The organism is Swaminathania salitolerans (assembly GCF_007988945.1).
Lineage (GTDB): Bacteria > Pseudomonadota > Alphaproteobacteria > Acetobacterales > Acetobacteraceae > Swaminathania > Swaminathania salitolerans.
In genome coordinates, this window is record NZ_BJVC01000001.1 from 831,835 (window position 1) to 858,133 (window position 26,299).

The following is a 26,299-nucleotide window of genomic DNA, read 5'->3' on the forward strand; positions in this document are numbered from 1 at the left end:
CGGCCTCGGAAATGCAGAATCGGCAATTGGAAAACCGCCCCGATCGTATATCGGAGGCGGTTTTTTTTGTTCGGGAGATCCGGGCTTCTACCATGCCCCCGATATGTGGCGGCGTGCCCGGGCGAGGACATAGAGACCCCAGCCGAGTTGGGGCGCCAGAAGCAGCGCGAGCCGCGCGGGCATGTCCAGAGGCGCGAGACCGATGGCTCCGCCCCAAAGAACGAATCCCCAGTGCAGCAGGGTGACGGCGGGAGCGGGAATGCCGCTGCGCACGGCCAGCTGGTAGAGATGGCCGCGATGCGCCTCGGTGAGCCTGTTCCCCGCAAAGCCGCGGCGAACCAGCGTGAAGGCCACATCGCCCAGAATCCCGGCGAGGAGGAAGAGCGGCATCCATGGAGCGGTGCTGCGAAGCATGGCTTCGAGACCGAGCCATGAAAGGGCAAGACCCGCGCCCTGACTGCCCACATCGCCCATGAATATGCGGGCGCGGGGGAAATTGAAGGGCAGGAAGGCGAGAAGCGCGCAGCCGAGCAGAAGAGCCGCATTCCGCAAGAGGGTTTCCCCATCGAGGTGGAACAGCAGCGCCAGACCGAGCGAGGAGAGCGCCATCGATCCCGACGCCAGACCGTTGAGCCCGTCGATGAAATTCAGCGCGTTGGTCACGTAAACGAGCCAGAGAAATCCGGGGAGAGCGCAGGCGAGATAGAGGGGCAGCGCAGCTGGACCCTCCGGGAAAGCGAGGGTGACGATCACCACGAGCGCTGCGGCTCCCCCCTGGACTGCGAGTTTCGCCATTGCAGGGTAGGAGTGGATGTCGTCGCGCCAGGAGAAGAAGGCCAGTCCGGCGATGGCGATTTCGGGCAGCAGCAGGGACCATCCGGGCAGATGTCCCGTGAGCCCGATATGATCGAGGGGGAGGGCGATCAGAAAGGCGGTGACGATCCCGACTCCACCGCCTTTCGGAGTCGGTCTCTCATGCGAGCTCCTGTGCCCCGGAACGTCCATTACCCCGACCGAAACCATGCGGCGCACGAGCCCCGCACTGAGAATACAGGCGACAAGGCAGGACAGGATCAGGGGTATCATCGACATATCCGCATTTTTTTGGCGTTCCTGATCCTGCGTGCGGCTTCAGGCCATCGCGAAAACAGGGCTTTGGGGGCTATAAGTGTCCGGTGAACGCGAAGCAACATCCCCAGTCCTCCCGGCGTCCCTCCTCGAGTGTCGCAACACGTCATCGCTCGACAGGGCGTATCGCCGTCAATGTCCTTGCCGACGGGCTGATCTCGGCGCTCGCAGCGCCTCTGGCCCGCTTTCTCGCAGCCCCTCATGACGGGTTGCTCCATCCGCTCTGGTTCGTCCTGGGCGGCGCGATCACCCTTCTGGTGAGCGGGCTTCCTTTTCGTATCCCCCAGCAATACTGGCGTTTCTCAGGTGTGGCCGATCTGAGGGGAATCGCAGCGGCCTCGGTCGGGGGTGCTGCCCTGTTCTCGGGGCTGCTGATCCTTACCGGTTTTCCGCTGCCTTCCCCGACTTTCCCGCTCATCCACGCTCTGGTCCTGCTGGTCGGCCTCGGCGGGGGGCGGGTGCTCACGCGTCTTCTGGCAGGGGTGCGCCAACAGGTGCAGGGCCAGAAAAGTCGCGTGCTTCTCGTCGGCTCCGATCTCAGCGCGGATCTGTTCCTGCGCGGGCTCGAACGCGCCTCCGATCGGCAGTATCTCGTTCAGGGGCTGGTCACGCGCTCTCCCGGCCAGCAGGGGCGGCGCCTGCACGGCGTGCCGATTCTGGGTATCGCCGGGGATATAACGGACGTTCTGGCCAGAATGGCGCAGGCGCGCACATTGCCCGACCAGATCATCATCACGGAACCCGAGTGGCGCGGATCCCAGATATCGACCGTGCTCGATGCCGGTCAGCGTCATGGCATAGCGGTCCAGCGTGCGCCCTCTCTGACGAATCTCACCCCGGCCGAGCAGATCCAGATGCGCCCCATCGCTCTGGAGGATCTGCTCAACCGACCTGAAGTGCCGCTCGACCGGGAAGGAATGGCACGGCTGATCCAGGGGCAGGTCGTTCTCGTCACCGGCGCGGGCGGGACGATCGGCTCGGAGCTTGCGCGTCAGGTCGCGCAATTCGGTCCGGAGCGGTTGTTGCTTCTCGATCATGGCGAGTTTGCGCTCTGGCAGATCGATCTCGAGCTTTCGGAGCTGTATCCGGGCGTTCCGCGCGAGGTGATCGTCGCGAGCATTCGCGATGCCGGGCGCGTGGAGGAGATCTTCTCACGCTACAAGCCTGCGCTCGTGTTTCATGCAGCGGCGCTCAAACACGTGCCGATCGTCGAGGCCAATGCATGTGAGGGCGTGTTGACGAATGTCATCGGCACCCGCCTCGTCGCCGATGCGGCGATCCGGCATTCGGCGTCGGCCATGGTCCTCATCTCGAGCGACAAGGCGGTCAATCCGTCCTCGATCATGGGTGCCACGAAGCGCTGCGCCGAAATCTACTGTCAGGCGCTGGCCGTTGCGGCCGAAGCGCGCGGATCCCGCTTCCGCTGCGTGACCGTGCGTTTCGGAAACGTTCTCGGCTCGACGGGTTCGGTCGTACCGCTCTTCCGCCGTCAGCTCGAGCAGGGCGGACCTCTGACCGTGACCCATCCCGACATGACCCGCTATTTCATGACCGTCCCGGAAGCCGTGGGTCTTGTCCTGCAGGCGAGCGTCCGCGGCACGGCCTCGCGCAAGCTGCGGGACGAGACCGATATCCGGCTTCAGCAAGGCGGCATTTTCGTGCTCGATATGGGTGAGCCCGTTCGTATCCTGGATCTCGCACGACAGATGATCCGGCTTGCGGGCCTCAAGCCGGACGAGGATGTCGCGATACGGTTTACGGGGTTGCGTCCGGGCGAGAAGCTTTACGAAGAGCTTTTTCACGGTCGCGAAGCCCCCGTGCCGACCGACGCGCCCGGGCTCAAGATGGCAACGCCGCGCGCGATCGATCTCTCCGCGGCGGCGGTTCTTCTCCAGCAGATCGAACTGGCGAGCCGGGAAGACGACGAGGGGCGGGCGCTGGCCCTGATACGCAGCCTCGTCCCCGAATTTGCGCACAACCCTTCCGGCGAGGTACGCCGACCCGGGCAGGCGGTGTCCATGCCCGGTCAGGACCCTGTGCCATGAGACCGAACGGGCGGGATTGTCGCGAAAGAGCGATCCCCGGGATCGTCATTGCCAGAACCGTCATTATCGCAACCGTCACTACCGAGATCATCATCACCGAGGTGCAAGAGATATCATGAGCGATCAGCCCCCCATCTCCTTTCTGGACCTCCCAAGGCAGCAGGCCCGTCTCGGCGACGCCTTGCGCCGGCGGATCGATACCGTTCTCTCGCATTGTCGTTTCGTCATGGGGCCGGAAATCGAGGAACTCGAGACGAGGCTCTGCGCCTATAGCGGCGCGAAGCACGCCGTAAGCGTCTCTTCCGGAACCGACGCGCTCCTGATCGTTCTCATGGCCGAGGAGATCGGACCGGGGGATGCGGTGTTCCTTCCGGCGTTCACCTACACAGCCACGGCAGAAGTCGTCCTTCTGCTCGGGGCTACGCCTGTGTTCGTCGATGTCGATCCGCGCAGTTTCCAGATCGATCCCGGAAGTCTGAAGGCGCGTATCGCCTCCATCCGGGCACAGGGGGAGCTCGAGCCCAGACTGGTTATCGGGGTGGATCTTTTCGGGCAGCCTGCTCCCTGGGCGCAGCTGCGCGAGATCGCGCAGGAAGAGGCGCTGTTGCTGGTTGCCGATTGCGCCCAGGCTTTCGGGGCGGCGCTCGAAGGGCGCAAGCTCGGGAGGGAAGCGGTTGCCACGACATTGTCCTTCTTTCCTTCCAAGCCCCTCGGCGCCTATGGCGATGGCGGCGCCATCCTGACCGACGATGAGGAAAGAGCCGCTCTCTATCGCTCCTTGCGTACGCATGGCGAGGGCCGCTCCCGCTATGAGGTGCTTCGTATCGGTCTCAACGGTCGTCTCGATACGCTTCAGGCTGCCATCCTTCTTGCGAAGCTCGACGTCTTCGACGAGGAGCTCGAGCGAAGAAACGACGTGGCCGAGCGCTACGATACCGGGCTTGCCGGTCTGGTGGAGACGCCTCTGCGGGTGCCGGAGTCTGAGAGCGCCTGGGCGATCTACTCGATTCTTCTTCCGGATCGGGCGCAGCGCGATTCCCTTCAGCGATTCCTGTCCGGATGCGGCGTCCCGAGCGTCGTCTATTACCCGAAACCGCTTCATGCCCAGCCCGCCTATCGGGAACATCATGACGAAACCGTCTCCCTGCCCGTCTCGGAAGGGCTTGGCGCACGGATCCTCGCGCTTCCGCTTCATCCCGAGCTCCGCGACGATGAGGTCGCACGCGTGATCGACGCCGTCCGGCGCTGGCACGAGCAGGAGATGGGCAAATGAGGCGCGAGACGCTTCTCGTCATAGGCTTCGTCAGCATCGTTCTCGCGACGGTTGCCGTCATCTGGTATTTCGCCCTTCCGGCGCTTCGGCCCGTTCCCTTCCGTACGGTTTCGGACGTGACGCTGACGATTGCGCAGACCGGCAAAACCCGGGTGCTGGATGCGGAGCAGACGCGAGACCTCAATCGCTGGCTTCAGGACCACAGACATGGCTGGGCGCCGCTCACCTCACCGGCACCCTCTACCGGCGATGTGCTGATCAAGGGGCGGGACGATCATGGCAAGGCCTTCGCCCTGACCCTTTGGACCGGTGTCAGCGGAGCGGACTGGAACAACACGGCGATTGCGAGGGTCACCCCGGATGCGCGTTTCAGGGTTCAGACCTTCAGCAACGACGCGTGGAAGACACTCGGTTATCTGATCGACGGAAGGGGATATGCCAGAACCGATGTGCCGTGAGTCCTGCTGACTGCGGCTGAGGTCTGGCGACAGGCGCTGCCGGGGGTGCCGCGATGCCCGGTTCCGGACGGCTCCGGTCACCCCGGACGGTCCCGATAAGGGGGGGGGGCGCATGAGCGTGCTGCGCCCGGCCTCCGGTATCCTGCTTCCGGCGGCACGCCGTCGAGCGAATGGTCGTCACGGTGACATCTCCAGGACGTGAAGGCCGGATCGCACGAATCAAGTTGCGACGTGCAACAAACTCTCCAGACTAAGGCCACGAGTCACAAGGCCCGGCCTGATGCCGGTTCCTGCGCCTCTTTCACGAGTTGGAGATTTCACCGATGAAATTCGGGACCCTGTATTCCTACTGGAGCACGTCCTGGGCGTGTTCGCCGGATCACTATCTGGCTCTTGCCGAAAAGGTCGCTTCTATCGGTTTCGATGTGCTGGAGATCAGCGCAGATCATCTGTACCGCATGAGCCAGGCCGATATCGTGCGTTTGCGCCGGGCGGGAGAGTCCCTCGGGATCGGCTTTTCGGTCAATAGCGGGCCTTCGCGGGAGCACGATCTGGCTTCGCCGGACCCGGCGGTCCGGGAGAGCGGTATCCGGTATTTCGGAACGATCTTCGAAAAAATGGTGTCTCTGGGGACGGATACGATCGCCGGAGCCATTTACTCCTTCTGGCCGGACGATTTTGTCCGGACGGATCGCGAGGAGAGCTGGGCGTTGAGCATCGACTCGCTCAAGTCTGTCGCCGGGCGGGCCGAATATCACGGGATACGCGTTGCCCTCGAAGTGCTGAACCGGTTCGAGAGCCATATCCTGAACACGAGCGACGAGGCGGTTCGCTATTGCGAGCGTATCGGAAGCCCGAATATGGGAATCCTGCTCGACACTTTTCACATGAATATCGAGGAGGACGATATGAGCGCGGCCATCCGGCATGCGAACGCGCGTCTCTTCCATTTTCATGTCGGCGAAAACAACCGGAAACTGCCCGGTATGAACGGGACGATTGCATGGGAGCAGGTCGGCAAGGCCCTGAATGCCATCGGCTACGATCGGGCGGTCGTGATGGAGCCGTTCATGATCTGTGGAGGCGAGATCGGGCAGTCCATCCGGGTCTGGCGAGATCTGACCTCAGGAGCCGATCAGGTCGGGATGGACGATCATATCCGTCGTTCCCTTTCTTTCCTCCGTGAGGTGTTCTCCGCCTGAAACAGGGGGAAGCGAAGCCTGCAGATAAGGGAGAGGCTCTGCCTCTCCCTTTTTCATGGCCGGTCTGTGCGTTGCTGGCGGAGATGTTCCCCGCGTAACCGGCGACGCGCCTGCACCGCCGCGGCCTCGGCCGGGCGGCGTGGCACGCATTCCGGGCGTTCAGGCCGCGATTTTCTGTTCGACGACAGTTGCCCTGCTCTGACGCGTATGTCCAGGCTGATCCAGCTTGATGAAAACCGTCAGGATTGCGGAGGCGAAATAAAGGACGCTATAGCAAATCACGACCCCTTCGATTCCCCAGACCCCGATCAGTGCGGTGGCGATGGCGGGCGGGGTGAAGTTACCCAGTCCCCCGCCGAGGTTCTGTACCGAAACTGCAGCGCCCTTGTGTTCTGGCGCCAGCGTCGGAAAGATCGCTCCCATCGGTACGAAGGCGGTAATGGTAATGGCGAACAATACGGCGGCAAGGATGCCGATCGCCATGTTGCCCGGCATCCAGAGCGGGAGGTAGTAGAAAGTCAGCGTCGTCACGCCGCATCCTACGAAGCCCGCCCATCGGATCTGCCTCATCCACCCGATGCGATCGCCGATGATGCCCCATGCAATATTGGTGAACAGCTGGACGGCGAAGAGAAGGCTATAGATATGCAGCCATTGCTGCATGGTGAAGCCGCCCTCTTTCGATGTGTAGAAGAGAGGCATGATCACAGGAAAGCCGAACAGGGAAAGATTGCAGGTAACCCTGATCACGAGGGCGAAGAACATGTTCCGATCGGTCGTGATCAGGGTAATGCTCTTCGCGATTTCGCGCAGATGTGTCCTCGGCCCGTGTCCCCCATATGGAGCAGTATTGCGGGTATCCTTCATCGTGAGGACAGCGAGGATTCCCCCTGCGGCGACCCAGAGAATGGACGTCCAGAGAGTCGGCAGAAAGCCGATGGCAGGTATGGTCAGGCTCGGGATGAAGGATGAGAGCGTGCCGTATCCGAGGACGAACATGGACCACACCCAGCCGAGCGCCGAAGCCAGCCGCGCTGGCGGCGTGCGTTGGACGATCCAGTAATAGAAGCCGTAATAGAAAAGAGGATAGGCGATGCCCCTGATCCCGTAAAACACGTTCATCAGAAGAGAATCGCGATGGGCGAGGCCGAAGGTGAGGAAGAGGGCATGGAAGGCGATCCACCAGACCGTACCGAATGCCATGAGTTTCCTGGGATGGAACGTTTCCGCCAGAGCACCCGAGAGCCAGCTCGATACGGCAGCAGTCAGGCCGTAGACCGTAAACAGCTCCGCAGCCTGACCGGGCGAAAATCCGATGCCGGTCAGGTATTTGGACAGGAAGGCGATCTCGATTCCGTCCCCGGTCATGAAGATGGCAACGGCGATGTAGCCCCAGAACAGTTCGACCGGCATACCGGCCACGACTTTGGATTTATCTCGCTCGGACATTGATTGCTTCTTTATGCTCGGGCCCCGCGCGTCTCCATTCCCGGTCTGGCGGTGTCGCCGCACGGTATTTCGCGATCGTTCGAGGGGCCATGCTTGTTTGGTGCATAACGCAACAAAACATTAGGAGCCATGAATGTGACCTTCAACAGATTCCTAACGCCACTCTCACATTCAAATCACACAATAACGTTATTTAAGGGCGGAATTTTTTCGTAGTAAGCATCTGGCCGAGGTGGAACGATCGGAAAGAGATGTATTATGTTGCTCATCGTAACATAGTGGGGTAGCGCCGTTCCGGCTTCCGGCGCAGAGACGCACGCGATATCCGGGCTCAGGAGGTTTCCCCAGCTCGGGGATATCCCAGCACAGGGGCACAGAAGAAGGGGGCACCTTGAAAGCCGCAACGAAACTCGGAGCCAGCGGGAGCGCCGTCCGGCAGCACAACATACAGGTCGCCTTGCGCGCGCTGCATCGGATGGGCCCCATGTCCCGTGCCGATCTTGCGCGCGACATGGGGCTGAACCGGTCGTCATCGGGGCATATCATCGGTCATCTCCTGCAGGAGGGATATGTCAGGGAGACGAACTGTCTCCCTTCATCGGGCAGGCAGATGGGACGCCCGGGAATCATGCTGGAGCTCGTGCCCGAGGCGCTTTACTTCCTGGGTGTCGAGATCGGTGTCGCTCATGTCAGTACCGTCGTTCTGGACTTCACCGGTGCAGTCGTGCAGTCGGAGCGTCGTCTGTACGATACCCGCGGGGAGCCTCCGGCAGCGGCGGTGGAGGACATACTTCGCGATGCGTTCGCGTCTCTCGGGGCTGACATGCTGGCGCGGCTGCGGGGTATTGCGCTGGCCATTCCTGCTCATATTGACCCGGGCGGCCATCTCAGGCTCGCACCGCAGATCGGCTGGCAGGATTTTGCCATCCAGACCCTCGTACGCAAGCTGATACCCTCCGATGTCGCGATCCGCATCGAGAACGACGCGAATGCGCTCGCGATCGGGCATGATTATCGCGAGTTCCATCCGGGTGTGACGCTGTTCCTGTTGATGGAAACGGGAATAGGTGGCGGGATCGTCGTCAACGGAGAGCTCTTTCGCGGAGGACGCGGCCTCGCCGGGGAGATCGGACATCTGCGTTTCCCGCGTTCCGTACCCGGGCAGGAGCAAGGCGAACGTTATGTGAGCCTCGAGGACCTTATCGGGAAGGATGCGCTGGTTTGCGCCTATCGTGGCGCATCGGGCGAGCCTCTCGCGTCGTTCGATGATTTTCTCGCCGCCGTGAGCGACCGCGTTCCCGAGGCCGTCATCATCGCCGAGGAATGGGCGAAGACCCTGGCACAGGCACTCTGTCAGACCATACGGACCATCGATCCCAACCGGATCGTTCTGGGTGGTTGTGTCTCTGCCCTTTATCGGTTCGTGGGCAATCGCGTTCAGCATCACCTGATGCGGGTCGATCCCGAGATGACCGAGCCGCCGCGCATTCTCGTCGAAGGACGGGAACAGTTCGGTGCCGCTTTCGGCGCTGCCTGCATCATGCACAAGGAATTCCTCAGTCGCGAAAGCTGACCGGAGGTGTGTCGCAGGGTCGCCGGGCCTCCCGGGAACCCCGCATTTCAGAAGAGGTGTCCGTCATGGAACTCAAAGGCAAGGTCGCTGTCGTCACCGGAGGGGCCTCCGGGATAGGGCTCGCATCGGCTAGGGCGATGATCGCCGCCGGTGCGGAGGTCATTCTCGCAGACCGGAGTCGCGCTTCGCTCGAGTCCGCCGTAACGCAACTCGGCCCGGCGGCGATCCCGCTCGAAATCGATCTGCTCGATGCGGCGCAATGTGCGGGGTTTCTGGATCGTCTCCTCGCCCTGCGCGGGAAGATCGACATCCTCCACGCGAATGCCGGGACCTATATCGGGGGCGATCTGGCGGAGGCGGATCTCGATCAGATCGATCGTATGCTCACGCTCAACGTGAATGTCGTCTTCAAGAATATCCGCAGCCTGGTGCCGCATATGCGCGAGAATGGCGGCGGGGATATCGTCGTCACCAGTTCGGTGGCAGGACATACCGCCGTTCCGTGGGAGCCTGTCTATTCCGCCTCGAAATGGGCCGTACACAGCTTCGTCCAGACCATGCGGCGTCAGCTGATCAAGGACGACATCCGTGTCGGATCCGTATCGCCCGGCCCGGTCATCAGCGCGCTCCTTGCCGACTGGCCTGAGGAAAATCTCCGCAAGGCAAAGGAAAACGGCGCGCTCATCGAGCCGGAAGAAATCGCCGAGGCGGTTCTGTTCATGCTCACGCGCCGACGTAACGTGAATGTCCGCGATATCGTGATTCTGCCGCGCTGCTTCGATATCTGAGCAACCCCTCCCGGACCGCCGGTTCGGTACGCTTCCTGCATCCGGTCGGGCGCAGGGGCTTGGGGGCGTAGCGGACGAACGGGGCGGAGGATGGAAGGCTCCTCCGCCCTGTCACCTGCGGCATCCGGTTATCGCCACCGATCAGCCATCCTGCGAAACCGGCGTTTCTCCCATGGTCGAGGCCGTACGCATGTCTTCCGCGAGTGGGGCCGTTGCCTTGTCCCCGATTGCGAGAAGTGCCGCGGTCAGTGGCGAGGCGAGGATCAGGCCCGGAACGCCGAGAATGGACCCGAATACCGTCTGCGAGAGGATCGCCAGGGCGGGCGGCATGTGCACGGCATGACGCTGGATGAAGGGGGCCAGGACGTTCCCTTCCAGAAACTGGATGACGCAATAGAGACCCGCGACCATCAGGCCGGTGCGCGTCCCTTGCGACAGGGCGATCAGCACGGCAGGGATCGCCCCCATGATCGCGCCGATATAGGGAATGAAGTTGCACAACCCCGCCACGACCCCCAGAGCCATGGCGAGAGGAACGCCCAGGATCGCAAGACCGATTCCCGAGGCGAGACCGACGGCGAGCATGTCGAAGGCCTGGCCGATGGTCCATGACCAGAGCGTGTTGCCTGCCGAGAGAATCAGCTTGCGGGCGAGCGGTCGGTGACCTTCGGGCACGAGCCGCAGCATGCCGTCGACATAGATGGCGGGCGACATCGCGAAATAGAGCCCCGCGATAAGGATGACGGCGACGGTGCCCAGCAATCCGAAGGCGCTGCTCAGGATTCCCGTCACGGAATTCGCGAGACCGGCGCCGAAGGACGGACCGCCTCCCTGCTCGTTGCCGCCCAGGGATTTCGGCAGATGATCGAGGGCGAACTGGCCCCAGCTCGTCGTGCCCATCCGGGAGCGCAGCTGCCCGTATTGCGTGATCAGGGCCTGTTTGAGCTTGACGAACTGGTCGCTGATCTGCGGACCGCTGAAATAGATCAGGGTGACGATGGCGGCAAGAATAACGAGAGCGACCAGACCGACGGCCAGCTGATAGGGGATGCGTGCCTTGTCGCGCAGAATGCGGGCGAGTCCATGCAGAACCACGGCGAACAGCGTGGCTGCGAAAACCACCATCATCACATCGCCGAGCAGCCAGACGGCCAGAACGACGATCGTGACGATCAGGGTAAAGCGCAGGATGCGAAAGATGGGTGAGAGTTCGTGGTGCGGGGCGTCCGTCTTGGCGGGCTGGGAGTCTGGCATGGGGTCCGGTTCTCGTTGATCGGTTTTGGGGGTCAACGGCCAGGGTCAGCCGTGGTTTGCACGTTCGATTTCGGCTTCTGCCGCCAGCCAGCGCTCTTCCGCAGCTTCTTCCTCGCGTGCGAGAGCCGCGAGGCGGGTATTCAGACACGTGATTTCTCCTGCCTCGCTCGTATCGTAAAGCGTCGGATCGGCGAGGCGGGCCTCGATGCGCGCGCGCTCCTTGCCGAGTTGCTCCAGAAGTCCCTCGGCGGCCTTCGCTTCCTTTCTCAGCGGGGCGAGCGCCCGACGCTGCTCGGCCCGGTCGCGTCGCTGGTCGCGGCGGCCAGTGCTCTCCGTCTGGGTGTCCGAGGGCGAAGAATTCGTGGCCTTTCTCGCGCGCTCGAGGAGCCAGGCCCGATATCCGGCCATGTCGTCCTCGAACGGAACGATCGTGCCGTCATCGACCAGCCAGAGCCTGTCGGCGACCGATTCCACGAGATGCGTGTCATGGCTGATGAGAATGACGGCGCCCTCGTAATCGCACAGAGCGCGGATCAGCGCGTCTCGCGCGTCAAGATCGAGATGGTTGGTGGGTTCGTCGAGAAGAAGGAGATGGGGGGCGTTGCGTGTGGCGAGGGCAAGAAGCAGGCGCGCCTTCTCGCCTCCGGAAAGGTCGCCCACCCTCGATTCGGCCTTCCCGGCATCGAGTCCGAACCTGTCGAGCTGGGCGCGTACGGCAACGGGTGTGGCGTCGGGCATGGCGCGCGCCATGTGGTCGATGGGCGTATCCCCGAGGATCAGGGCCTCTCCCTGATGCTGGGCGAAATAGCCGATCCGCAACCGGGAGGAATGGTCCATCCGACCCGAGAGAGGTTCGAGGCGCCCTGCGAGAAGCTTGGCAAAGGTGGATTTGCCCTTGCCGTTCTGGCCGAGCAGGGCGATCCGGTCATCCAGATCCAGCCGGCAGGAGAGGTCCGAGAGAACGGCGTGTCCGTCATAGCCGACCGAGACCGCGTCAAGGGTGAGCATGGGCGGAGGAAGAGGGGCGGGTTCCGGAAAGGAAAATCGCGTCGGGCTGTCTTCGACCACCGAGTCGATCTGCGGCAGTCGGGCGAGCGCCTTGAGGCGGGCCTGGGCCTGGCGCGCCTTCGTGGCCTTCGCGCGGAACCGGTCGACGAAGGACTGCATATGGGCGCGCTGCGCGGCAAGCCGTTCCGCGGCGCGGTTCTGCTGGAGGGCCTGCTCCGTGCGGATACGGATGAACTCCTCATATCCGCCCGGCGTGAGCCCGAGCTTGCCTTTCTCGAGATGGGCGATCGAATCCACCACGTTGTCGAGAAGGGACCGATCGTGACTGACGATGATGGCCGCGCCGGAAAAGGTCCTGAGCCAGCCTTCGAGCCATATCGTCGCCTCGATATCGAGATGGTTGGTCGGCTCGTCCAGCAGGAGAAGATCGGGATTGAGAAACAGCGCGGTGGCAAGGGCAACACGCATGCGCCATCCACCCGAAAACGAGGAAACCGGACGGAGCTGGGCGTCGTGATCGAAACCGAGACCGGAGAGGATGCTGGCGGCGCGTGCCGGTGCGGTATGGGCGTCGATCACCAGAAGGCGCTCGTGGATATCTGCGAGCATCGCGGGGTCGGTCGTGGTTTCGGCAGCATGCATGAGGCGCGCACGCTCGAGATCGCCGGAAAGGACCGTATCGATCAGCGATGCCTCACCTTCGGGGGTTTCCTGCCTGACCCGCCCCATACGCGCTCGGTTCGAGATCTGGATCGCGCCACCATCCGGGGCGAGATCGCCCGAAATCGCTGCCAGAAGGGTGGACTTGCCGGCGCCGTTACGGCCGACCAGACCGACCTTGCGTCCCGCCTCGACACTGAGCGAGGCAGAATCGAGCAGCACACGTCCCGCGATACGCAGGGTGAGGTCGGTTATTGTCAGCAGGCTCACAGAGATTTCCCCGGCAGTAAGGACGCGTTTTGATGCCAAGCGGACTATCAGGAAGTCCGGTTTTGCTCTAGGGGAGGGGCGTTCATAGCACTTCTTTTTTGAGCAGGAGGTCTCTCATGGCCGTGGAACGCACCCTTTCGATCATCAAGCCCGACGCCACCCGCCGCAACCTGACCGGCAAGATCAACGCCGTGTTCGAGGATGCCGGTCTGCGCATCGTCGCGCAGAAGCGCATCAAGCTCACCGAGGACCAGGCCAAGGCGTTCTACGCCGTTCATGCCGAGCGTCCCTTCTATGGCAGCCTGGTGTCGTCGATGCTGGCCGAGCCGGTGGTCGTGCAGGTGCTTCAGGGTGAGAACGCCGTTGCGCATCACCGCGAGGTGATGGGTGCCACCAATCCGGCTCAGGCAGCCGAAGGTACCGTTCGCAAGCTCTATGCCGAGAGCATCGAGGCCAATTCCGTGCACGGTTCGGACAGCCTCGAAAATGCCCGCAACGAGATCGCGTTCTTCTTCGCCGAGACCGAAATCCTGCCCTGATCCAGCCGGATCCCGCCCGGTGGCCCGGACTGGCGCCATACGAGCGACGGAAAGAGGGGCGGTCCTGGCGACCGTCCCTTTTTTTGTCCTGAGTGGGCCGGGTATGCGGTCTTCTTAACGAAGAAATAAGCCGGGTCGGGTAATCTTCAGAACGGTCGGCGTCACCCCTTTCCCGTTTTCCGGTGTCGTATCCCGCTGCTATCCCGCTACCATCCCGGGGCCGTCATGGTGGGCCCGCGGGAGAAGGGGAGCGTCTTCCGCTGCCGGATCGCCGGGGGGCGGTGAAGAACGTCATTTCCAGGGAGAATAGTGTCGCGATATGGGGGCAGACGGAAAATCCGGGGCGCATAGCGCCCGTATCATCCCTTTTCCCGGCCATCGGACCGGTCGTGCGCGCGACGTTTCAGCGCATTCCTGCGACAGGGACCGCGTTTCGGGTCATACCGGATCCGACGAGCATGAGATGGAGGACCCGGGCCTGATCGTCCGGAGCGAGGATGGAACGCCACTCAGCAAGATCGGTATGGCGGGGCGGGAATGCTGTTTCGTTCTGCGTCCGCACACCGACAGGGTGCGTATCGTCGTGCCGGAGACCGGAGACGCGCTCATCCTGTCGAGGATCGAGAAGATCGTCATCTCCGAAACCGATGGCGTCTCGGAACTCAATGGCGGGCCGGACGCCCCGGGGCCGTCTCCTTTCGCGGATGGAATGCACTGGCAGGACGGAAGCGGCACGCTCGTTCTCGTGCGCAAATCGCCCCATCAGGTCGGTCTTCTCTCGATATGCTTCAGGGAGGATGTCATCGACCTGCCGGAGAAAACCCGGAACGATCCCGGGTGATCTCCCGGGGATAGCACTCCTCCATCCGGATTCCCCCGATCGGAGGCGCCGGAAGAGACGACCCGCCCCGATGAGGGAAACAGGCCGATAGAGAAAACGGGACGCCCGGCGCCAAACGGGCGTCGGAGGTCAGGCAGCCAGAGCGCCGGTCGGAAGTGCGCTATAGGGGCCGCATGCCTTGATCGCCACCGCCATCATCGTTCCGTCCAGCTCGGTTTCCCGGGCGAGCTCTATCTTCGCAGCGCCTGAGGTCCAGCGCATCTGCGCCGTTTCGACCGAGTTCCAGCCCGGTAGCGTGGCGTCAACCAGATGAGAGGTGAGGGTCTGCGTCTCATGGGCGTCGAAGAGCGTGATATCGCCGACCAGAACCCCGAGCAGGCGTCTGTCGTCGACAAATCGTCCCATCGTGTCGCAGGGTCGGGCGGAGCGCGAAATCAGGGTCGCGCTCGTGACACCGGAGGGGAGGGCGAAGAGCACGTGGCTCCCTGTACGGCGATGCGGGAAAAGGAGCGTTCCATCGGCAAGGAGGAGCTGAAGCCGCGGTTCGTCGCATAGTGCGAGCCTCCCGGAGTCCGGCGCGCCGTAAAGCATGGACGCACGATCCGCGAGTGCACGATGGATCGGCTCCACGAAGTCGCGCCCGGTCGCCAGTGGCAGCCTGTCGGAACCGGCGCTTGCGCGGCTCGCCGGGAGATGGAGAGCAGCGATGTCGGCATTGGCAAATTGCGAACGGTTGCCGCTGTCGAGATAGCTCTCGGTCAGGGCGTCCTCCGCCCAGATCGCCTCATGCTCGGCGAACTCGACGTGATAATAGGTATAGTCGCCGATCGAGCGGTCGATGACGATCGAGCGGTCATTGACCAGCATACGGGCCGGGACGAGCTTGCCTTCGAAGACCATGCAATGCTCCTGCGTGACCAGAAGATCCCGTGACGGGATGCCCTCGGCCAGTGCGCCGGCACGGAACCGGACGAGCCAGTTCTCTTCGGGGACCGGCTGGGTCTCAACCGTGATATGACGATGCCCCACCCACAGCACCGGCCTCGGACCCGACAGGGTTTCCACCAGATCTCCCCGGGTCAGATCCTCGACGGCCACGTCGCCGGTCGTTCCGCGGATCATGGTTCCGGCGGCGAAGCACGTCGTATAGAGCGTGCGACCGGTTCCGTCATCCTGCAGGGCGTAGCCGAGGGTCGAGGCATTCCTGACGGCCAGAGTATAGCTGTTTCCGTCGACCGTCTGGAAGGTGATGCCGGACGTCGTGCGGATTACGTTCCTGATCGACGATTTCGGGATGGCTGTCAGATCGATGGTATCGCCCGCGGAGAAACCCGAGATGACATTGGTCGGCATCGTCGTGCCGTTGACCACGAGATGGGCGCCGTCTCCATCGAGACCGATCGTGCCCGAACCGGCCGCGCCGTTGAGCACAAGGGTGCCGCCCGCCGAAACGGCGACCTGGCCGTCGATGCGTGCACCTGAGGTGACGGTGATACGAGCGCCCGAAAGTGCCTGAACGTTCGAGAGGGCCGCACCGCTGTCATAGATCAGGCTGACATTGCTCGATGCGACATACAGACGCGGGTCGGCATAGGCGCTACCGAATTCGACGGTGCCCCCGCGGGAGGTGAAGGTCGTGTTGTTGCTTGCCCCGGTTGCCGCGAGATAGACCTTGCCGCCGTCGACGGTGGTGTAGTTCGTCACGCTCCCGGAGCTGACGAGCAGCGTTGCGCCTGTGCCCACTGTGACCGAGGATGCGACGGCCCCGCCGGCAAGACGAACCGTCGCGCCGCTTCCCGAGAGGCTGCCGCTCGTGAAGCTGGCACTGGTCCCGAAGGCGTTCACCCAACCGTCCGCTGCAACGGTGACCTGTGTCAGTGCGCCGCCATCGAACCAGCCGTCATAACCGGCATCGATCTCGCCGCCGCTGGAAACCGTCGTTCCGCTCAGGTTTCCGCCCTGGCTGACATAACCGTAATTACCATCGGTAATACGGCCACCGCTGAACGTTGCACCGGAAATCACGTTAAAAAAACCGTCGATCCCGACGCTCGCGGCGGCGCGTAGAATGCCGCCGGCGCTGATCGTGGTCGATCCCTCCACACGGGCACCGTCCAGCGCAGACAGCACGCCGCCGGAGAGGATGACGGTATCGTCCGTAACGCCGCCGGAGGATACGACCAGGGTGTCTCCCGACACGACACGCGGATTCGAGGTGGTTTGACCGGAATTAACGGTTTTTATTGTCATTTCTGGCTCATTCAGGGATAGTCGTCACTATATGGAGCATAGTCGTTAATGATCTGTCATCATAAATTACATAAGGTCGCATTCGGATTCGAGTTTTAACGATAATATAATGATTACTTCTGCGAAAGCGCCTGCGAATCGTGCTTCGCAATTCCCGTTGTTTCGCCGATCTGTGTTCGCTTTTGTCTTCAACCCGGAATTGGACCGCGGTGCGAGAGGTCAGGACAGTATCCCGGGGCCAGTATCCCTGGATTAGTATCAGACGGCGCAAGCGATCTCTCCACGACATCTCGCGCGCGACGCGACGACCCTTCCGCGCATCGTGAAGCGCGCCGCGATGCCGTATCGTCCTCCCATGGTGTCCCTGCGGGTCCACTGGCTGGCACAACAGGAAAATGCTACCAAGGCGGGAGTGAAACGTTCCGACAGGGAGAGAAATGAACGCTGGCGAGATTCATCGATCCGGCTCCGCCGAGGCCCCCGCGCGTCAGTCGCCGGATCGCCCGCCGCGCGTTGCGGTCCTCGTGCCCTGTTACAACGAGGAGATCACGATCGGTGCCGTGGTGCGCGACTTGCGGGCAGCGCTCTCCGATGGCGATATCCATGTCGAAATCCACGTCTATGACAATAATTCGACCGATGGCACGACGGAGGCGGCGCGCGCCGCCGGAGCGCTGACCCGCAGAGAGCGGCTTCAGGGCAAGGGACATGTGATCAGGCGGATGTTCGCTGATATCGAGGCCGATTTCTATCTCCTGATCGACGGGGACGGAACCTATGAGGCCGCGGCCGCACCCCGGATGCTGGACCTCGCGCGCACGGATGGGCTCGATATGGTGACCGGGACCCGTCGTCACGAGGCGCGCGCGGCCTATCGTGCCGGTCACGTGCTGGGCAACAGGGTTCTTACAGGTCTTGTCGTCGCTCTTTTCGGGCGCGGCCAGTCGGACATGCTCTCGGGCTATCGCGTTTTCAGCCGTCGCTTCGTCAAATCCTTCCCGGCCCTCTCCTCGGGTTTCGAGACCGAGACGGAGCTGACCGTTCACGCCCTTCAGCTCAATATGGCGGTAGGCGAGGTGGAAACGCGCTATGTCGAGCGCCCCGAAGGATCGTTCTCCAAGCTCAGCACCTATCGTGACGGGTTCCGCATTCTCGGCACGATCGTCAATCTCCTCAAGCAGGAGCGACCGTTCCTGTTCTTTTCGGCGATCGGCACGATCTGCGGCATTCTGGGTCTGCTCGTCGGGTCCAGGGCCATCCTCGATTTCATGGAATTCCATCGGGTGCCGCATCTGCCGTCCGCCGTGCTCGCGATGGGGTTCGAGCTTCTCGCTGCCCTGTCCTTTGTGTGCGGTCTGATCCTGAACAGCGTTGCGCTCGCCCGGCAGGAGGTCAAGCGCCTGAGCTACCTCTCCTACAGGGCGCCCTTGCGGGAGTGGTCCGGATCTTGAGCCTTGCCCGTCGCGTTGCGCGGCTCTGGACCGCAGCCCTTCTGCGCCCGGTCCTAGTCTATGTGCTCTTTGCCGCCCTCATGAGCCTGTCCTGTGTCGTCCTGACACCGCCCGGCCAGACACCGGACGAGCGCAATCACCTCGCACGCATCACCCAGATATCGAGGGGGCATATCGTCGGCACGAAGCTCGGCTCCATCGATGCGGGCGGAGAGATCTCGCAGAGCTTTCCGCTCGAGTTCGAGATGCTCGACGATCTCAGGGGGCATGCCGAGCGGCAGACGGACCTGCAGGCGCTGCACCGTCTGGCGTCCCGCCCCTGGGTCTTCGAGCAGAGCTGGGTCTCCTTTCCGAATACGGTGATCTACGCGCCCTTCACCTACATACCTGCAGCCATCGTCACCTTCATCGCGCGTCACGCCGAGCTGAGCATCGTCGTGACGGATTATGCGATCCGTGCGGTCAACGCGATCGCGAGTGTTACCCTGACCGCCTGCGGTCTTGCCCTGGCGCGCAGGGGTACGCTCTTGCTGCTCCTTCTCGCATGTCTTCCGATGACGATCGCTCTGGGGGCATCGTGCTCGCAAGACGGTATCCTGTTCGGAGTTGCGACCCTTGCGACCGGATTGATGACCCGCCTCGACCCGCGGGACCGGGATTGCACCGGCAATGCCATGCTGTGGGGAGGGCTTGCGCTGTGTTTCGCCCTTCTGGCCGTCAGCAAGCCTACGCTGCTTCCATGTGCCCTGATCGCGTCTGCTCTTTCTGTTCGCGGTCGCAGGGTGAGGGGCTGGATGCCTCTCGCGGCGGGTGTCGCTGCGCTGTCCCTGTGGACGATCGTCGGCGTACGACCGGCCAAGATGCAGTTCCATGCCGGTCTCGGCGTCTCGGATGGCGGTCAGATCGCCTATCTTCTGGCTCATCCCTTGCGTATTCCGGCTCTCGCCTGGGACACGCTTGCCTTTTCCGGCCACGATCTCGTCAGGCAGTTCGTGGGCGTGCTCGGTTGGCTCGATACCAGTTTTCCCGATCCCTTTTATACGGGCGTGTACGTCGTGGGGGCGGCGGTGCTTTCGATTCCGCTATGGGCCTGGTTTTTCGCACCCGGAGAGCGGCAGGATCCGCGTGTGTCCGCTGCGGTTCTCTCCTGTGTGATGCTCGCCGCCGGATCGGTGTTCTTTCTGCTCTACCTCGTCTGGACACCGGTCGGGTCACCGCGGGTGGAGGGCGTTCAGGGGCGCTATTTTCTCCTGATCGCTCCTTTTCTCGCGCTGCTCTTTCCGGCCCAGCCCGGAGCGGGGCGTCTCCTGCGCAGCGCAGCGCTCCATCAATGCGTCATGGTGTTCGCCTGTGCGCTTCTCGCACTCGATACGGCAACGCTCACGGCCGTTCTCATGACACGCTACTGGTAGGTCTCTCCCGAAGGACGGGACCGGACTGCGCGAGAGGGAGAGATCCCGGCGGGATGCGCCGGAGGCGGGAAGGGGGAAGGCGCCTTGCGGATTCCCCCCCCAGGTGTTTCTTCCTTAGCCTTTCGCCTGCGCTCCGGGCTGGCCGTGGGTGCCAGGGCGCCGGGTTCGAGGGGCGGATCAGGATGCCCGGTCGGGGCGTTCGATCAGGGCGTCCGATCAGGGCGCGACGTCGTGCGGGTTCCGGTCGCGCAGGAAGGTCGCGAGAGCCTCCGGATAGAGACGGTGTTCCTCGGCGAGAACCCGCCCGGCAAGCGTTTCAGCTGTGTCGTCAGGGAGGATGTCCACCCTCGCCTGAGCGAGGACGGGGCCTTCATCGACACCGTCGGTGACGAGATGCACCGTGCATCCGTGATGGCTGTCGCCCGAAGCGAGGGCACGCGCATGCGTATCGAGGCCCGGATAGGCCGGAAGAAGGCTCGGATGGATATTGAGCATCCGCCCCGCCCAGCGCGACACCAGAAAAGGGGTGAGAACGCGCATGTAGCCCGCAAGACAGACGATCTCTGCGCCGGCCTGCTGCAGCGCGGCATCGACCGCCGCCTCATGTGCGGCACGGTCGCGCGCAAAGGGGCGATGATCGATTGCATGAACGGCCAGACCGGCACGCCTTGCGGTTTCGAGGCCGGGCGCCTCGGGGTTGTTGCTCAGCACCAGGGCGATGCGCGCCGGATATCCGGGGTCGGCACAGGCCTCGATCAGCGCCTCCATGTTCGAGCCGCGCCCGCTGATGAGCACGGCAATCGGGGTCTTGCTCATGCGCTGAAGTCGACCTCGCCCTTCATGCGATAGGCCGGCCCTCCGGAGGTCACCGTGCCGATGACATGGCCGGTTTCGCCACGCCCGGCGAGAAGCGACAGGACGCGCTCGGGTTCCGAAGTGACGAGTACCATGCCCACACCGCAATTGAAGACGCGCAGCATCTCGTCCTGCGAGACGTTGCCGGTGCGGGCCAGCCAGCCGAATACGGGCGGGACCGGCCAGCTGCCTGCCGCGATCTCGACGCCGAGTCCCTCCGGCAGAACCCGGGGGAGGTTTCCGGGCAGACCACCGCCGGTGATATGGGCGCAGCCATGAAGAAGACCGGCCTCGTGCAGCGCCATCACGGTGCGGACATAGAGCGTCGTCGGTCGCAGAAGGGCCTCGCCCAGGGTTTCGCCCGGGGCAAACGGTGCCGCATCCGACCAGCCGAGGCCGCTGCGCTGGACGATGCTGCGAACGAGGGAGAAGCCGTTCGAATGCACGCCGCTCGAAGGCAGCGCGATCAGTGTATCCCCCGCGCGGATGCCCGATGGCAGAAGGGCCGAGCGCTCCGCCGCGCCCACGCTGAAACCTGCGAGATCGTAGTGGCCCTGCGCATACATGCCCGGCATCTCGGCGGTTTCGCCTCCGACGAGGGCGCATTCGGAGTCCTGGCACGCCTTGGCGATGCCTTCGATGACCCGTGCGGCGTCCTTCACCGCAAGGCGCCCCGTGGCGAGATAATCGAGAAAGAAGAGCGGCCTTGCGCCCTGTACCACCAGATCGTTGACGCACATGGCGACGAGATCGATCCCGACCGTGTCATGATGGCCGCTCTCGATTGCAACCATCAGCTTGGTACCGACACCGTCGGTACAGCTGACGAGCACGGGATCGACGAATCCGGCGGCCTTGAGATCGAAAAGGGCGCCGAAGCCGCCGAGCCCGCCCATCGTGCCGGGACGGTTCGTTGCCTTTGCTGCGGGCTTGATGGCCTCGACGAGGGCATCTCCGGCTTCGATATCGACGCCCGAGTCCCGGTAGCTGGCAGATGGGGGGGTGGGATCGGTCATGCAGTCGCCTCGCTCGAAAAACCTGGCCGGTTGATGTATCATCGCTCCTTCTAGAGGAGCCGCACCGGCTCGGAAAGGACCGGAACAGCTAATCGATGGACAAAGCAACGGGAAATCGCGGATCCTCCGAGGCCCGGTGCATGGCAGAGCAGCTCGCCTTTTCTCTCGCCCCGCCGAGAAGCGTCTCGGAGCGCCATTTCGTGGCAGCGCCTTCGAACGCGACGGCACGGCACTGGCTCAATCAGACCGGCTGGCCCGACAGGCGGCTGCTACTGGCAGGAGAGGACCGGTGCGGGAAGAGCCATCTGCTGCATATCTGGGCACAGAAGCGCAGGACCGAACTGCTTGACGCCGCGACACTCGAGATGGACCTCATCGATCGTTTCGGACATGCGATGCCGCCCTCTCTTGCGATCGACAATATCGAGCGCATCACCTCCGAGCGCAGCCTGCTTCATCTGCTCAATCGCGCGCGTGAGAGCCGGACGACCCTTCTTCTGGCCTCACGGATCTCGCCGATGCGTCAGACCTTCGTCCTGCCGGATCTCGCAAGCCGGCTGAGAGCCGTGACCGTCGTGACGATCGCAGCGCCCGAGGATTCCCTGCGGTTCACCCTGCTGCTGCGACTGATCGCCGAGCGCCAGATCGTCGTTGCCAAACCGATGATCGACTGGCTCCTGCGTCATCTCCCGCGTACCGGAGCGGCCATCGTCGAGGCCGTGGACCGGCTCGACGAGGCGGGGCTCGCTTCCGGTCGTCCTCTGACGCCCGCCATGGCGCGCAACGCCCTGAAGGGGCTTCTCGAGGAGGACGATTCCGTCGCGTTCTGAGGTCGCCGCGACTCCGGGACAGAAAATCGCCCGATGCATGCATCTTCGTGGCGTCAGCAACTTCATGATGTTTGGGTTAAGGGGTTTGACGTATCGGTCGCGCCTGCGATGATGCCTGTCAGGTCGTGAAACAGGACAGGGAACAGAGCGCGTGGCGTCGTCTTCGAAACAGGATTCGGAAACAGGGGCGGTAAGCGCCACGAAGCCCACCCGTGCGCGGCGGCCCCGGTCGCCCCGCACGGCCAGAGCCATGACCCGGATCCCCGATCCCGGGATCGTGACCTCTCCGGCGCGCTTCATCAATCGTGAGCTGTCCTGGCTCGATTTCAACCAGCGTGTGATCGAAGAGGCCGAAAACCGCCGTCATCCCCTGCTCGAGCGCCTGCGTTTCCTGTCGATCAGCGCGAGCAATCTCGATGAATTCTATTCGGTGCGCGTTGCAGGTCTGGTCGGTCAGGTGCGCGAAGGGCTGGTGGCCCCTTCGGCCGACGGGCTGACGCCGGCCCAGCAGCTCGCCCGGGTCAGACGCAGCGCAGCGCGTCTTTTCGCTGCTCAGCAACGGATATGGCGCCTGTTGCGGGGCGAACTCTCCGAGGCGGGCATCCGCCTCTGCGCGACGGGCGATCTCGATGAAGCCGAACTGGCGCTCATGGCCCGCAAGTTCGAGGAAGAGATCTATCCGGTTCTGACACCGCTTGCGATCGACCCGTCCCATCCGATGCCCTTCATTCCCAATCTGGGTATGGCGCTCGCACTCAGGCTGCACGATCCCGCCGTGCCGGGGTTTTCGATGGATGCGCTCATCCTGCTGCCGCAGCAGATCGATCGCTTCATCCGTCTGCCACAGCGTCAGAAGGACGAGTCCGATTCCCGCGGGCCCGTTCCTGCCCCCGAGGTCCGCTTCGTTCTTCTCGAGGATGTCATCCGGCAGAATATCGGCCGTCTGTTTCCCGGCATGGAAATCGCCGAAGGCGGGGTATTGCGCATCATCCGCGATTCGGATGTGGAGTTCGAGGATGAGGCGGAGGATCTCGTCCTCTCCTACGAGACCGCGCTCAAGCAGCGTCGGCGCGGGGTGGGGATCCATCTCGCACTCGACGCGACGATTCCCGAAAGCATGGGGCGCGAATTCGCCGCCGAACTCGATGTCGCACGGGACGACATGGTGGTTCAGCCGGATATGATCGGCGTGGTCGATCTCAAGCAGATGATCGTGCCCGACAGGCCGGATCTGCTTTTCAAGCCCTACAAGCCGCGCTTTCCCGAACGGATCCGCGATTATGACGGCGATTGTTTTGCTGCGATCCGTGCCAAGGATATCGTGGTGCATCACCCGTTCGAGAGCTTCGACGTGGTGGTCCAGTTCCTCAAGCAGGCCGCGCTCGACCCGCAGGTCGTTGCCATCAAGCAGACGCTCTATCGCACCTCGCGCGACAGCCCGATCGTCCGGGCTCTGATCGAGGCCGCGGAACTCGGCAAGTCCGTGACCGCCATGGTCGAGCTGCGGGCCCGGTTCGACGAGGAGGCCAATATCCGCCTCGCCCGTACGCTCGAATCCGCCGGGGTACAGGTCGTGTTCGGGTTCACCCATCTCAAGACCCACGCCAAGCTGAGCCTGGTCGTGCGCAGGGAGGCGGGCGGATTGCGGTCCTATGCCCATTTCGGGACAGGAAATTACCATCCGATCACCGCGCGGATCTATACCGATCTCTCCTTCTTTACATGCGATCCCGGTCTTGCCGGAGATTCCGCAAAACTCTTCAACTACATGACCGGCTATGCGACGCCCGTCGATATGGAGGCGCTGGCCTTCGCGCCCATCACCCTGCGCGAGACGCTCATGGAGCTGATCGAGCGCGAGATCGCTCACGCCACGGCCGGACGGCCTGCGCGGATCTGGCTCAAGATGAACAGCCTCGTGGATTCGTCGCTGATCGATGCGCTCTACCGGGCCTCACGCGCCGGGGTGAAGATCGTGGGAATCGTGCGCGGGATATGCTGCCTCAGACCGGGCGTGCCGGGTCTGTCCGACCATATCGAGATCCGCTCGATCGTCGGGCGTTTTCTCGAACATGCGCGGATTTTCGTGTTCGGAGACGGGCATCGCATGCCCTCGCACAAGGCAAAGGTCTTCATCTCTTCCGCCGACTGGATGGGGCGGAACATGGATCGGCGTGTCGAGGCCATGGTCCCGATCACCAATCCGACCGTCCATGCCCAGATACTGGGGCAGATCATGACCATGGATCTGCGCGACACGTTGCAGAGCTGGACTCTTTCTTCGCGCGGGGACTGGCACCGCGTTTCACCGGGCGCTAATCCTTTCTCCGCGCATGACTATTTCATGCATAACCCGTCGCTTTCCGGGCGCGGCTCGGCCGCGCGCGAGAAGCCGCAGGACAAGGATGCGGGGCGGCGTGAACGGCCGGACCGTCTCCGGGAAGAGTAGGAAAGAGAGTGAAGTGACGCGGTCTGACGCTCCACAAGGCCATCATCGGGCCGCTATTGTCGATCTGGGCTCGAATTCTGTCCGGCTGGTCGTTTTCGAAGGGGTGACACGCAATCCCATCCCCATCTTCAACGAGAAGGCGACGCTGCGCCTCGGCAGGGGGCTCGAACAGACGGGACGGCTGAACGAGGAGGGATTGCTTCTTGCTCAGGATGTCATGAGCCGGTTCAACACGATCGCCCGCGCCATGGACGCCCATCCTTTCGAGGTTCTCGCCACCGCCGCCGTGAGAGATGCGTCCAATGGCAGGGAGTTCGTCGAGACGCTCAATGCCTGCATGCCCGATGTGCCGATCCGTATCCTCTCTGGCGAGGAGGAGGCGGATTACGCTGCGACCGGCGTCCTGTGCGGACTTCCCGATGCCGATGGCGTCGTGGCTGATATCGGCGGCGGCTCTCTGGAACTGATCCGCGTTGCCGACGGGCGCCATCATGCCGCCTGCACGAGGCCGCTCGGGGTCATTCGCCTGTCCGACAGGGCCGGGGGCGATCTCAAGCGGGCACGGGAACTCGTCGAGGGAGATCTCGACGATGTCGCATGGCTTCCGGCATTGAAGGGAAAGCCCCTCTATCTCGTCGGCGGCGCCTTTCGGGCGCTCGCCCGGTTGCAGATCGCGCGCACGCATTATCCGCTCAATATCGTTCATCTCTATACGCTCGGCGCCGACGAGGCGCGCGAGATGGTCACGTGGCTCATCGATACGCCGCGCAAGACTCTCGAGAAAATTCCCGGCTTCCCGCGCAAGCGCCTCGATGACGTGCCTTATGCCGCGACCGTTCTGCGTCGCCTCATGCGGATCGTTCAGCCTTCCCAGATCGTCTTCAGCGTGGATGGCGTGCGCGAAGGCTGGTACATGCGCAAGGTCGGTCTCGATGTCGCATCCCAGGATCCATGCCGGGCGCTCGCGGATGAAGCCGCGGCGCGGCTCGGGCGCAGCCTGGACCTGCCGGAGGATCTGATCCGCTGGACGGCCCCGCTTTTTCCTCATGAGACCCCTTCGGAGACGGATCTGCGGGACATGACCTGTCGCATGTCCGATATCGGTTCCTTCGATCATCCGGAATATCGCGCGGCGCAGACCTATCTGCGCGTGATGAGGATGCACGGGGTCGGCTTCACCCATCGTGCCCGTGCCTTCGTGGCGCTCGCCCTTGCCGTGCGTTATGAGGCCGATCCGGCCGATGCGCTGATGGAAACGTCCCGCCGCCTGCTCCTGCCCGATGAATGCGAGCGGGCCGTGCAGCTCGGTTTTGCCCTGAGGCTCGCCTATACGATCTGCGGGGGCACATCGGCGCTTCTCAAGGATACCACGCTCTCGATAGAGGATGGAATCCTCGGTCTGTCCCAGGAAGGTCCCGGCACCTTCACGACGACGGGCAGTGTCAGGCGTCGTCTCGAAAGACTGGCCCAGAGCCTCTCTCTTGCTGCCGAACCCGCATCATGAGAGCGATCCGGCCCTCGGGGTCGGGTGCGATATCGCGGGTCGGC

At 63.2% G+C, this 26,299-nt stretch carries 20 protein-coding genes; 13 read left to right on the forward strand and 7 right to left on the reverse strand.

Annotation, left to right across the window (positions count from 1 at the left end; translation table 11 throughout):
- Positions 1-87: 87 nt before the first annotated feature.
- Positions 88-1,086 (reverse strand): MraY family glycosyltransferase, encoded by a 999-nt coding sequence (locus SSA02_RS03450; RefSeq protein WP_246103583.1) that lies wholly within the window; start codon positions 1,084-1,086, stop codon positions 88-90.
- Positions 1,087-1,175: 89 nt separating this feature from the next.
- On the opposite strand from SSA02_RS03450, the gene SSA02_RS03455 reads away from it, so the two are divergent.
- The 4 genes from SSA02_RS03455 to SSA02_RS03470 all read left to right on the forward strand — a co-directional run bounded on the left by SSA02_RS03455 (position 1,176) and on the right by SSA02_RS03470 (position 6,106).
- Positions 1,176-3,173 carry a polysaccharide biosynthesis protein gene (locus SSA02_RS03455; protein WP_147092481.1) on the forward strand — a complete coding sequence of 666 codons (1,998 nt, stop codon included), beginning with the start codon at positions 1,176-1,178 and terminating at the stop codon, positions 3,171-3,173.
- A gap of 115 nt (positions 3,174-3,288) precedes the next feature.
- On the forward strand, positions 3,289-4,446 hold the full coding sequence (locus tag SSA02_RS03460) for a DegT/DnrJ/EryC1/StrS family aminotransferase (RefSeq protein ID WP_147092482.1): 1,158 nt from the start codon (positions 3,289-3,291) through the stop codon (positions 4,444-4,446).
- Entirely contained in the window at positions 4,443-4,904 is a 462-nt protein-coding gene (locus tag SSA02_RS03465) for a hypothetical protein (RefSeq protein WP_147092483.1), read from the forward strand. The genes SSA02_RS03460 and SSA02_RS03465 overlap by 4 nt, the downstream gene beginning before the upstream one ends.
- A gap of 323 nt (positions 4,905-5,227) precedes the next feature.
- Entirely contained in the window at positions 5,228-6,106 is an 879-nt protein-coding gene (locus SSA02_RS03470) for a D-psicose 3-epimerase (protein WP_147092484.1), read from the forward strand.
- A gap of 159 nt (positions 6,107-6,265) precedes the next feature.
- Here the strand turns inward: SSA02_RS03470 and SSA02_RS03475 are convergent, their stop codons facing one another.
- A complete protein-coding gene (locus SSA02_RS03475; RefSeq protein ID WP_147092485.1) occupies positions 6,266-7,555 on the reverse strand; it encodes an MFS transporter in 1,290 nt (429 codons plus the stop codon).
- Between the two features lie 484 nt (positions 7,556-8,039).
- Between SSA02_RS03475 and SSA02_RS03480 the strand changes: the two genes are divergently transcribed.
- The gene (locus tag SSA02_RS03480) at positions 8,040-9,128 is read left to right on the forward strand and encodes an ROK family protein (RefSeq protein WP_186807650.1); all 1,089 of its coding nucleotides are present in this window, start codon (positions 8,040-8,042) and stop codon (positions 9,126-9,128) included.
- 65 nt (positions 9,129-9,193) lie between these two features.
- Positions 9,194-9,916: an SDR family oxidoreductase gene (locus SSA02_RS03485; RefSeq protein ID WP_147092487.1), complete on the forward strand. Its 723-nt coding sequence runs from the start codon at positions 9,194-9,196 to the stop codon at positions 9,914-9,916.
- Positions 9,917-10,057: 141 nt separating this feature from the next.
- Here the strand turns inward: SSA02_RS03485 and SSA02_RS03490 are convergent, their stop codons facing one another.
- Positions 10,058-11,170 (reverse strand): AI-2E family transporter, encoded by a 1,113-nt coding sequence (locus SSA02_RS03490; protein ID WP_147092488.1) that lies wholly within the window; start codon positions 11,168-11,170, stop codon positions 10,058-10,060.
- A 45-nt stretch (positions 11,171-11,215) separates the two neighbouring features.
- The gene (locus tag SSA02_RS03495; RefSeq protein ID WP_147092489.1) at positions 11,216-13,108 is read right to left on the reverse strand and encodes an ABC-F family ATP-binding cassette domain-containing protein; all 1,893 of its coding nucleotides are present in this window, start codon (positions 13,106-13,108) and stop codon (positions 11,216-11,218) included.
- Between the two features lie 116 nt (positions 13,109-13,224).
- Between SSA02_RS03495 and ndk the strand changes: the two genes are divergently transcribed.
- Both ndk and SSA02_RS03505 read left to right on the forward strand, forming a co-directional pair.
- Positions 13,225-13,647: a nucleoside-diphosphate kinase gene (ndk, locus tag SSA02_RS03500; RefSeq protein WP_147092490.1), complete on the forward strand. Its 423-nt coding sequence runs from the start codon at positions 13,225-13,227 to the stop codon at positions 13,645-13,647.
- A 319-nt stretch (positions 13,648-13,966) separates the two neighbouring features.
- Positions 13,967-14,488 carry a hypothetical protein gene (locus SSA02_RS03505; protein ID WP_186807651.1) on the forward strand — a complete coding sequence of 174 codons (522 nt, stop codon included), beginning with the start codon at positions 13,967-13,969 and terminating at the stop codon, positions 14,486-14,488.
- Positions 14,489-14,617: 129 nt separating this feature from the next.
- Here the strand turns inward: SSA02_RS03505 and SSA02_RS03510 are convergent, their stop codons facing one another.
- Positions 14,618-16,738 (reverse strand): Hint domain-containing protein, encoded by a 2,121-nt coding sequence (locus tag SSA02_RS03510; RefSeq protein ID WP_147092492.1) that lies wholly within the window; start codon positions 16,736-16,738, stop codon positions 14,618-14,620.
- A gap of 437 nt (positions 16,739-17,175) precedes the next feature.
- Here SSA02_RS03510 and SSA02_RS03515 point away from each other — a divergent pair, with 437 nt between their 5' ends.
- The gene (locus tag SSA02_RS03515) at positions 17,176-18,189 is read left to right on the forward strand and encodes a glycosyltransferase (RefSeq protein ID WP_147092493.1); all 1,014 of its coding nucleotides are present in this window, start codon (positions 17,176-17,178) and stop codon (positions 18,187-18,189) included.
- Complete coding sequence (locus SSA02_RS03520; RefSeq protein WP_147092494.1) at positions 18,186-19,601, forward strand: DUF2142 domain-containing protein; 1,416 nt, start codon at positions 18,186-18,188, stop codon at positions 19,599-19,601. Before SSA02_RS03515 ends, SSA02_RS03520 begins: the two co-directional genes overlap by 4 nt.
- A 216-nt stretch (positions 19,602-19,817) precedes the next feature.
- Here the strand turns inward: SSA02_RS03520 and purN are convergent, their stop codons facing one another.
- Both purN and purM read right to left on the reverse strand, forming a co-directional pair.
- Positions 19,818-20,417: a phosphoribosylglycinamide formyltransferase gene (gene purN / locus SSA02_RS03525; RefSeq protein WP_147092495.1), complete on the reverse strand. Its 600-nt coding sequence runs from the start codon at positions 20,415-20,417 to the stop codon at positions 19,818-19,820.
- A complete protein-coding gene (purM, locus tag SSA02_RS03530) occupies positions 20,414-21,472 on the reverse strand; it encodes a phosphoribosylformylglycinamidine cyclo-ligase (protein ID WP_147092496.1) in 1,059 nt (352 codons plus the stop codon). Before purM ends, purN begins: the two co-directional genes overlap by 4 nt.
- A 95-nt stretch (positions 21,473-21,567) precedes the next feature.
- Here purM and SSA02_RS03535 point away from each other — a divergent pair, with 95 nt between their 5' ends.
- The 3 genes from SSA02_RS03535 to SSA02_RS03545 all read left to right on the forward strand — a co-directional run bounded on the left by SSA02_RS03535 (position 21,568) and on the right by SSA02_RS03545 (position 26,255).
- A complete protein-coding gene (locus tag SSA02_RS03535; protein ID WP_246103584.1) occupies positions 21,568-22,302 on the forward strand; it encodes a DnaA/Hda family protein in 735 nt (244 codons plus the stop codon).
- Between the two features lie 250 nt (positions 22,303-22,552).
- On the forward strand, positions 22,553-24,751 hold the full coding sequence (locus SSA02_RS03540) for an RNA degradosome polyphosphate kinase (RefSeq protein WP_147092684.1): 2,199 nt from the start codon (positions 22,553-22,555) through the stop codon (positions 24,749-24,751).
- 13 nt (positions 24,752-24,764) lie between these two features.
- Entirely contained in the window at positions 24,765-26,255 is a 1,491-nt protein-coding gene (locus SSA02_RS03545) for a Ppx/GppA family phosphatase (RefSeq protein WP_246103585.1), read from the forward strand.
- The last annotated feature ends 44 nt before the right edge of the window (positions 26,256-26,299 follow it).

Bases quoted from the DNA above. Each gene is read 5' to 3' on its own strand.
- SSA02_RS03490 (WP_147092488.1), bottom strand. From the start codon at position 11,170: ATGCCAGACTCCCAGCCCGCCAAGACGGACGCCCCGCACCACGAACTC.
- SSA02_RS03480 (WP_186807650.1), top strand. From the start codon at position 8,040: ATGTCCCGTGCCGATCTTGCGCGCGACATGGGGCTGAACCGGTCGTCA.
- SSA02_RS03465 (WP_147092483.1), top strand. From the start codon at position 4,443: ATGAGGCGCGAGACGCTTCTCGTCATAGGCTTCGTCAGCATCGTTCTC.
- SSA02_RS03485 (WP_147092487.1), top strand. From the start codon at position 9,194: ATGGAACTCAAAGGCAAGGTCGCTGTCGTCACCGGAGGGGCCTCCGGG.
- purN (WP_147092495.1), bottom strand. From the start codon at position 20,417: ATGAGCAAGACCCCGATTGCCGTGCTCATCAGCGGGCGCGGCTCGAAC.
- SSA02_RS03470 (WP_147092484.1), top strand. From the start codon at position 5,228: ATGAAATTCGGGACCCTGTATTCCTACTGGAGCACGTCCTGGGCGTGT.
- SSA02_RS03540 (WP_147092684.1), top strand. From the start codon at position 22,553: ATGACCCGGATCCCCGATCCCGGGATCGTGACCTCTCCGGCGCGCTTC.
- SSA02_RS03460 (WP_147092482.1), top strand. From the start codon at position 3,289: ATGAGCGATCAGCCCCCCATCTCCTTTCTGGACCTCCCAAGGCAGCAG.
- SSA02_RS03475 (WP_147092485.1), bottom strand. From the start codon at position 7,555: ATGTCCGAGCGAGATAAATCCAAAGTCGTGGCCGGTATGCCGGTCGAA.
- SSA02_RS03510 (WP_147092492.1), bottom strand. From the start codon at position 16,738: ATGACAATAAAAACCGTTAATTCCGGTCAAACCACCTCGAATCCGCGT.
- ndk (WP_147092490.1), top strand. From the start codon at position 13,225: ATGGCCGTGGAACGCACCCTTTCGATCATCAAGCCCGACGCCACCCGC.
- SSA02_RS03535 (WP_246103584.1), top strand. From the start codon at position 21,568: ATGGACAAAGCAACGGGAAATCGCGGATCCTCCGAGGCCCGGTGCATG.
- purM (WP_147092496.1), bottom strand. From the start codon at position 21,472: ATGACCGATCCCACCCCCCCATCTGCCAGCTACCGGGACTCGGGCGTC.
- SSA02_RS03505 (WP_186807651.1), top strand. From the start codon at position 13,967: ATGGGGGCAGACGGAAAATCCGGGGCGCATAGCGCCCGTATCATCCCT.
- SSA02_RS03450 (WP_246103583.1), bottom strand. From the start codon at position 1,086: ATGATACCCCTGATCCTGTCCTGCCTTGTCGCCTGTATTCTCAGTGCG.
- SSA02_RS03515 (WP_147092493.1), top strand. From the start codon at position 17,176: ATGAACGCTGGCGAGATTCATCGATCCGGCTCCGCCGAGGCCCCCGCG.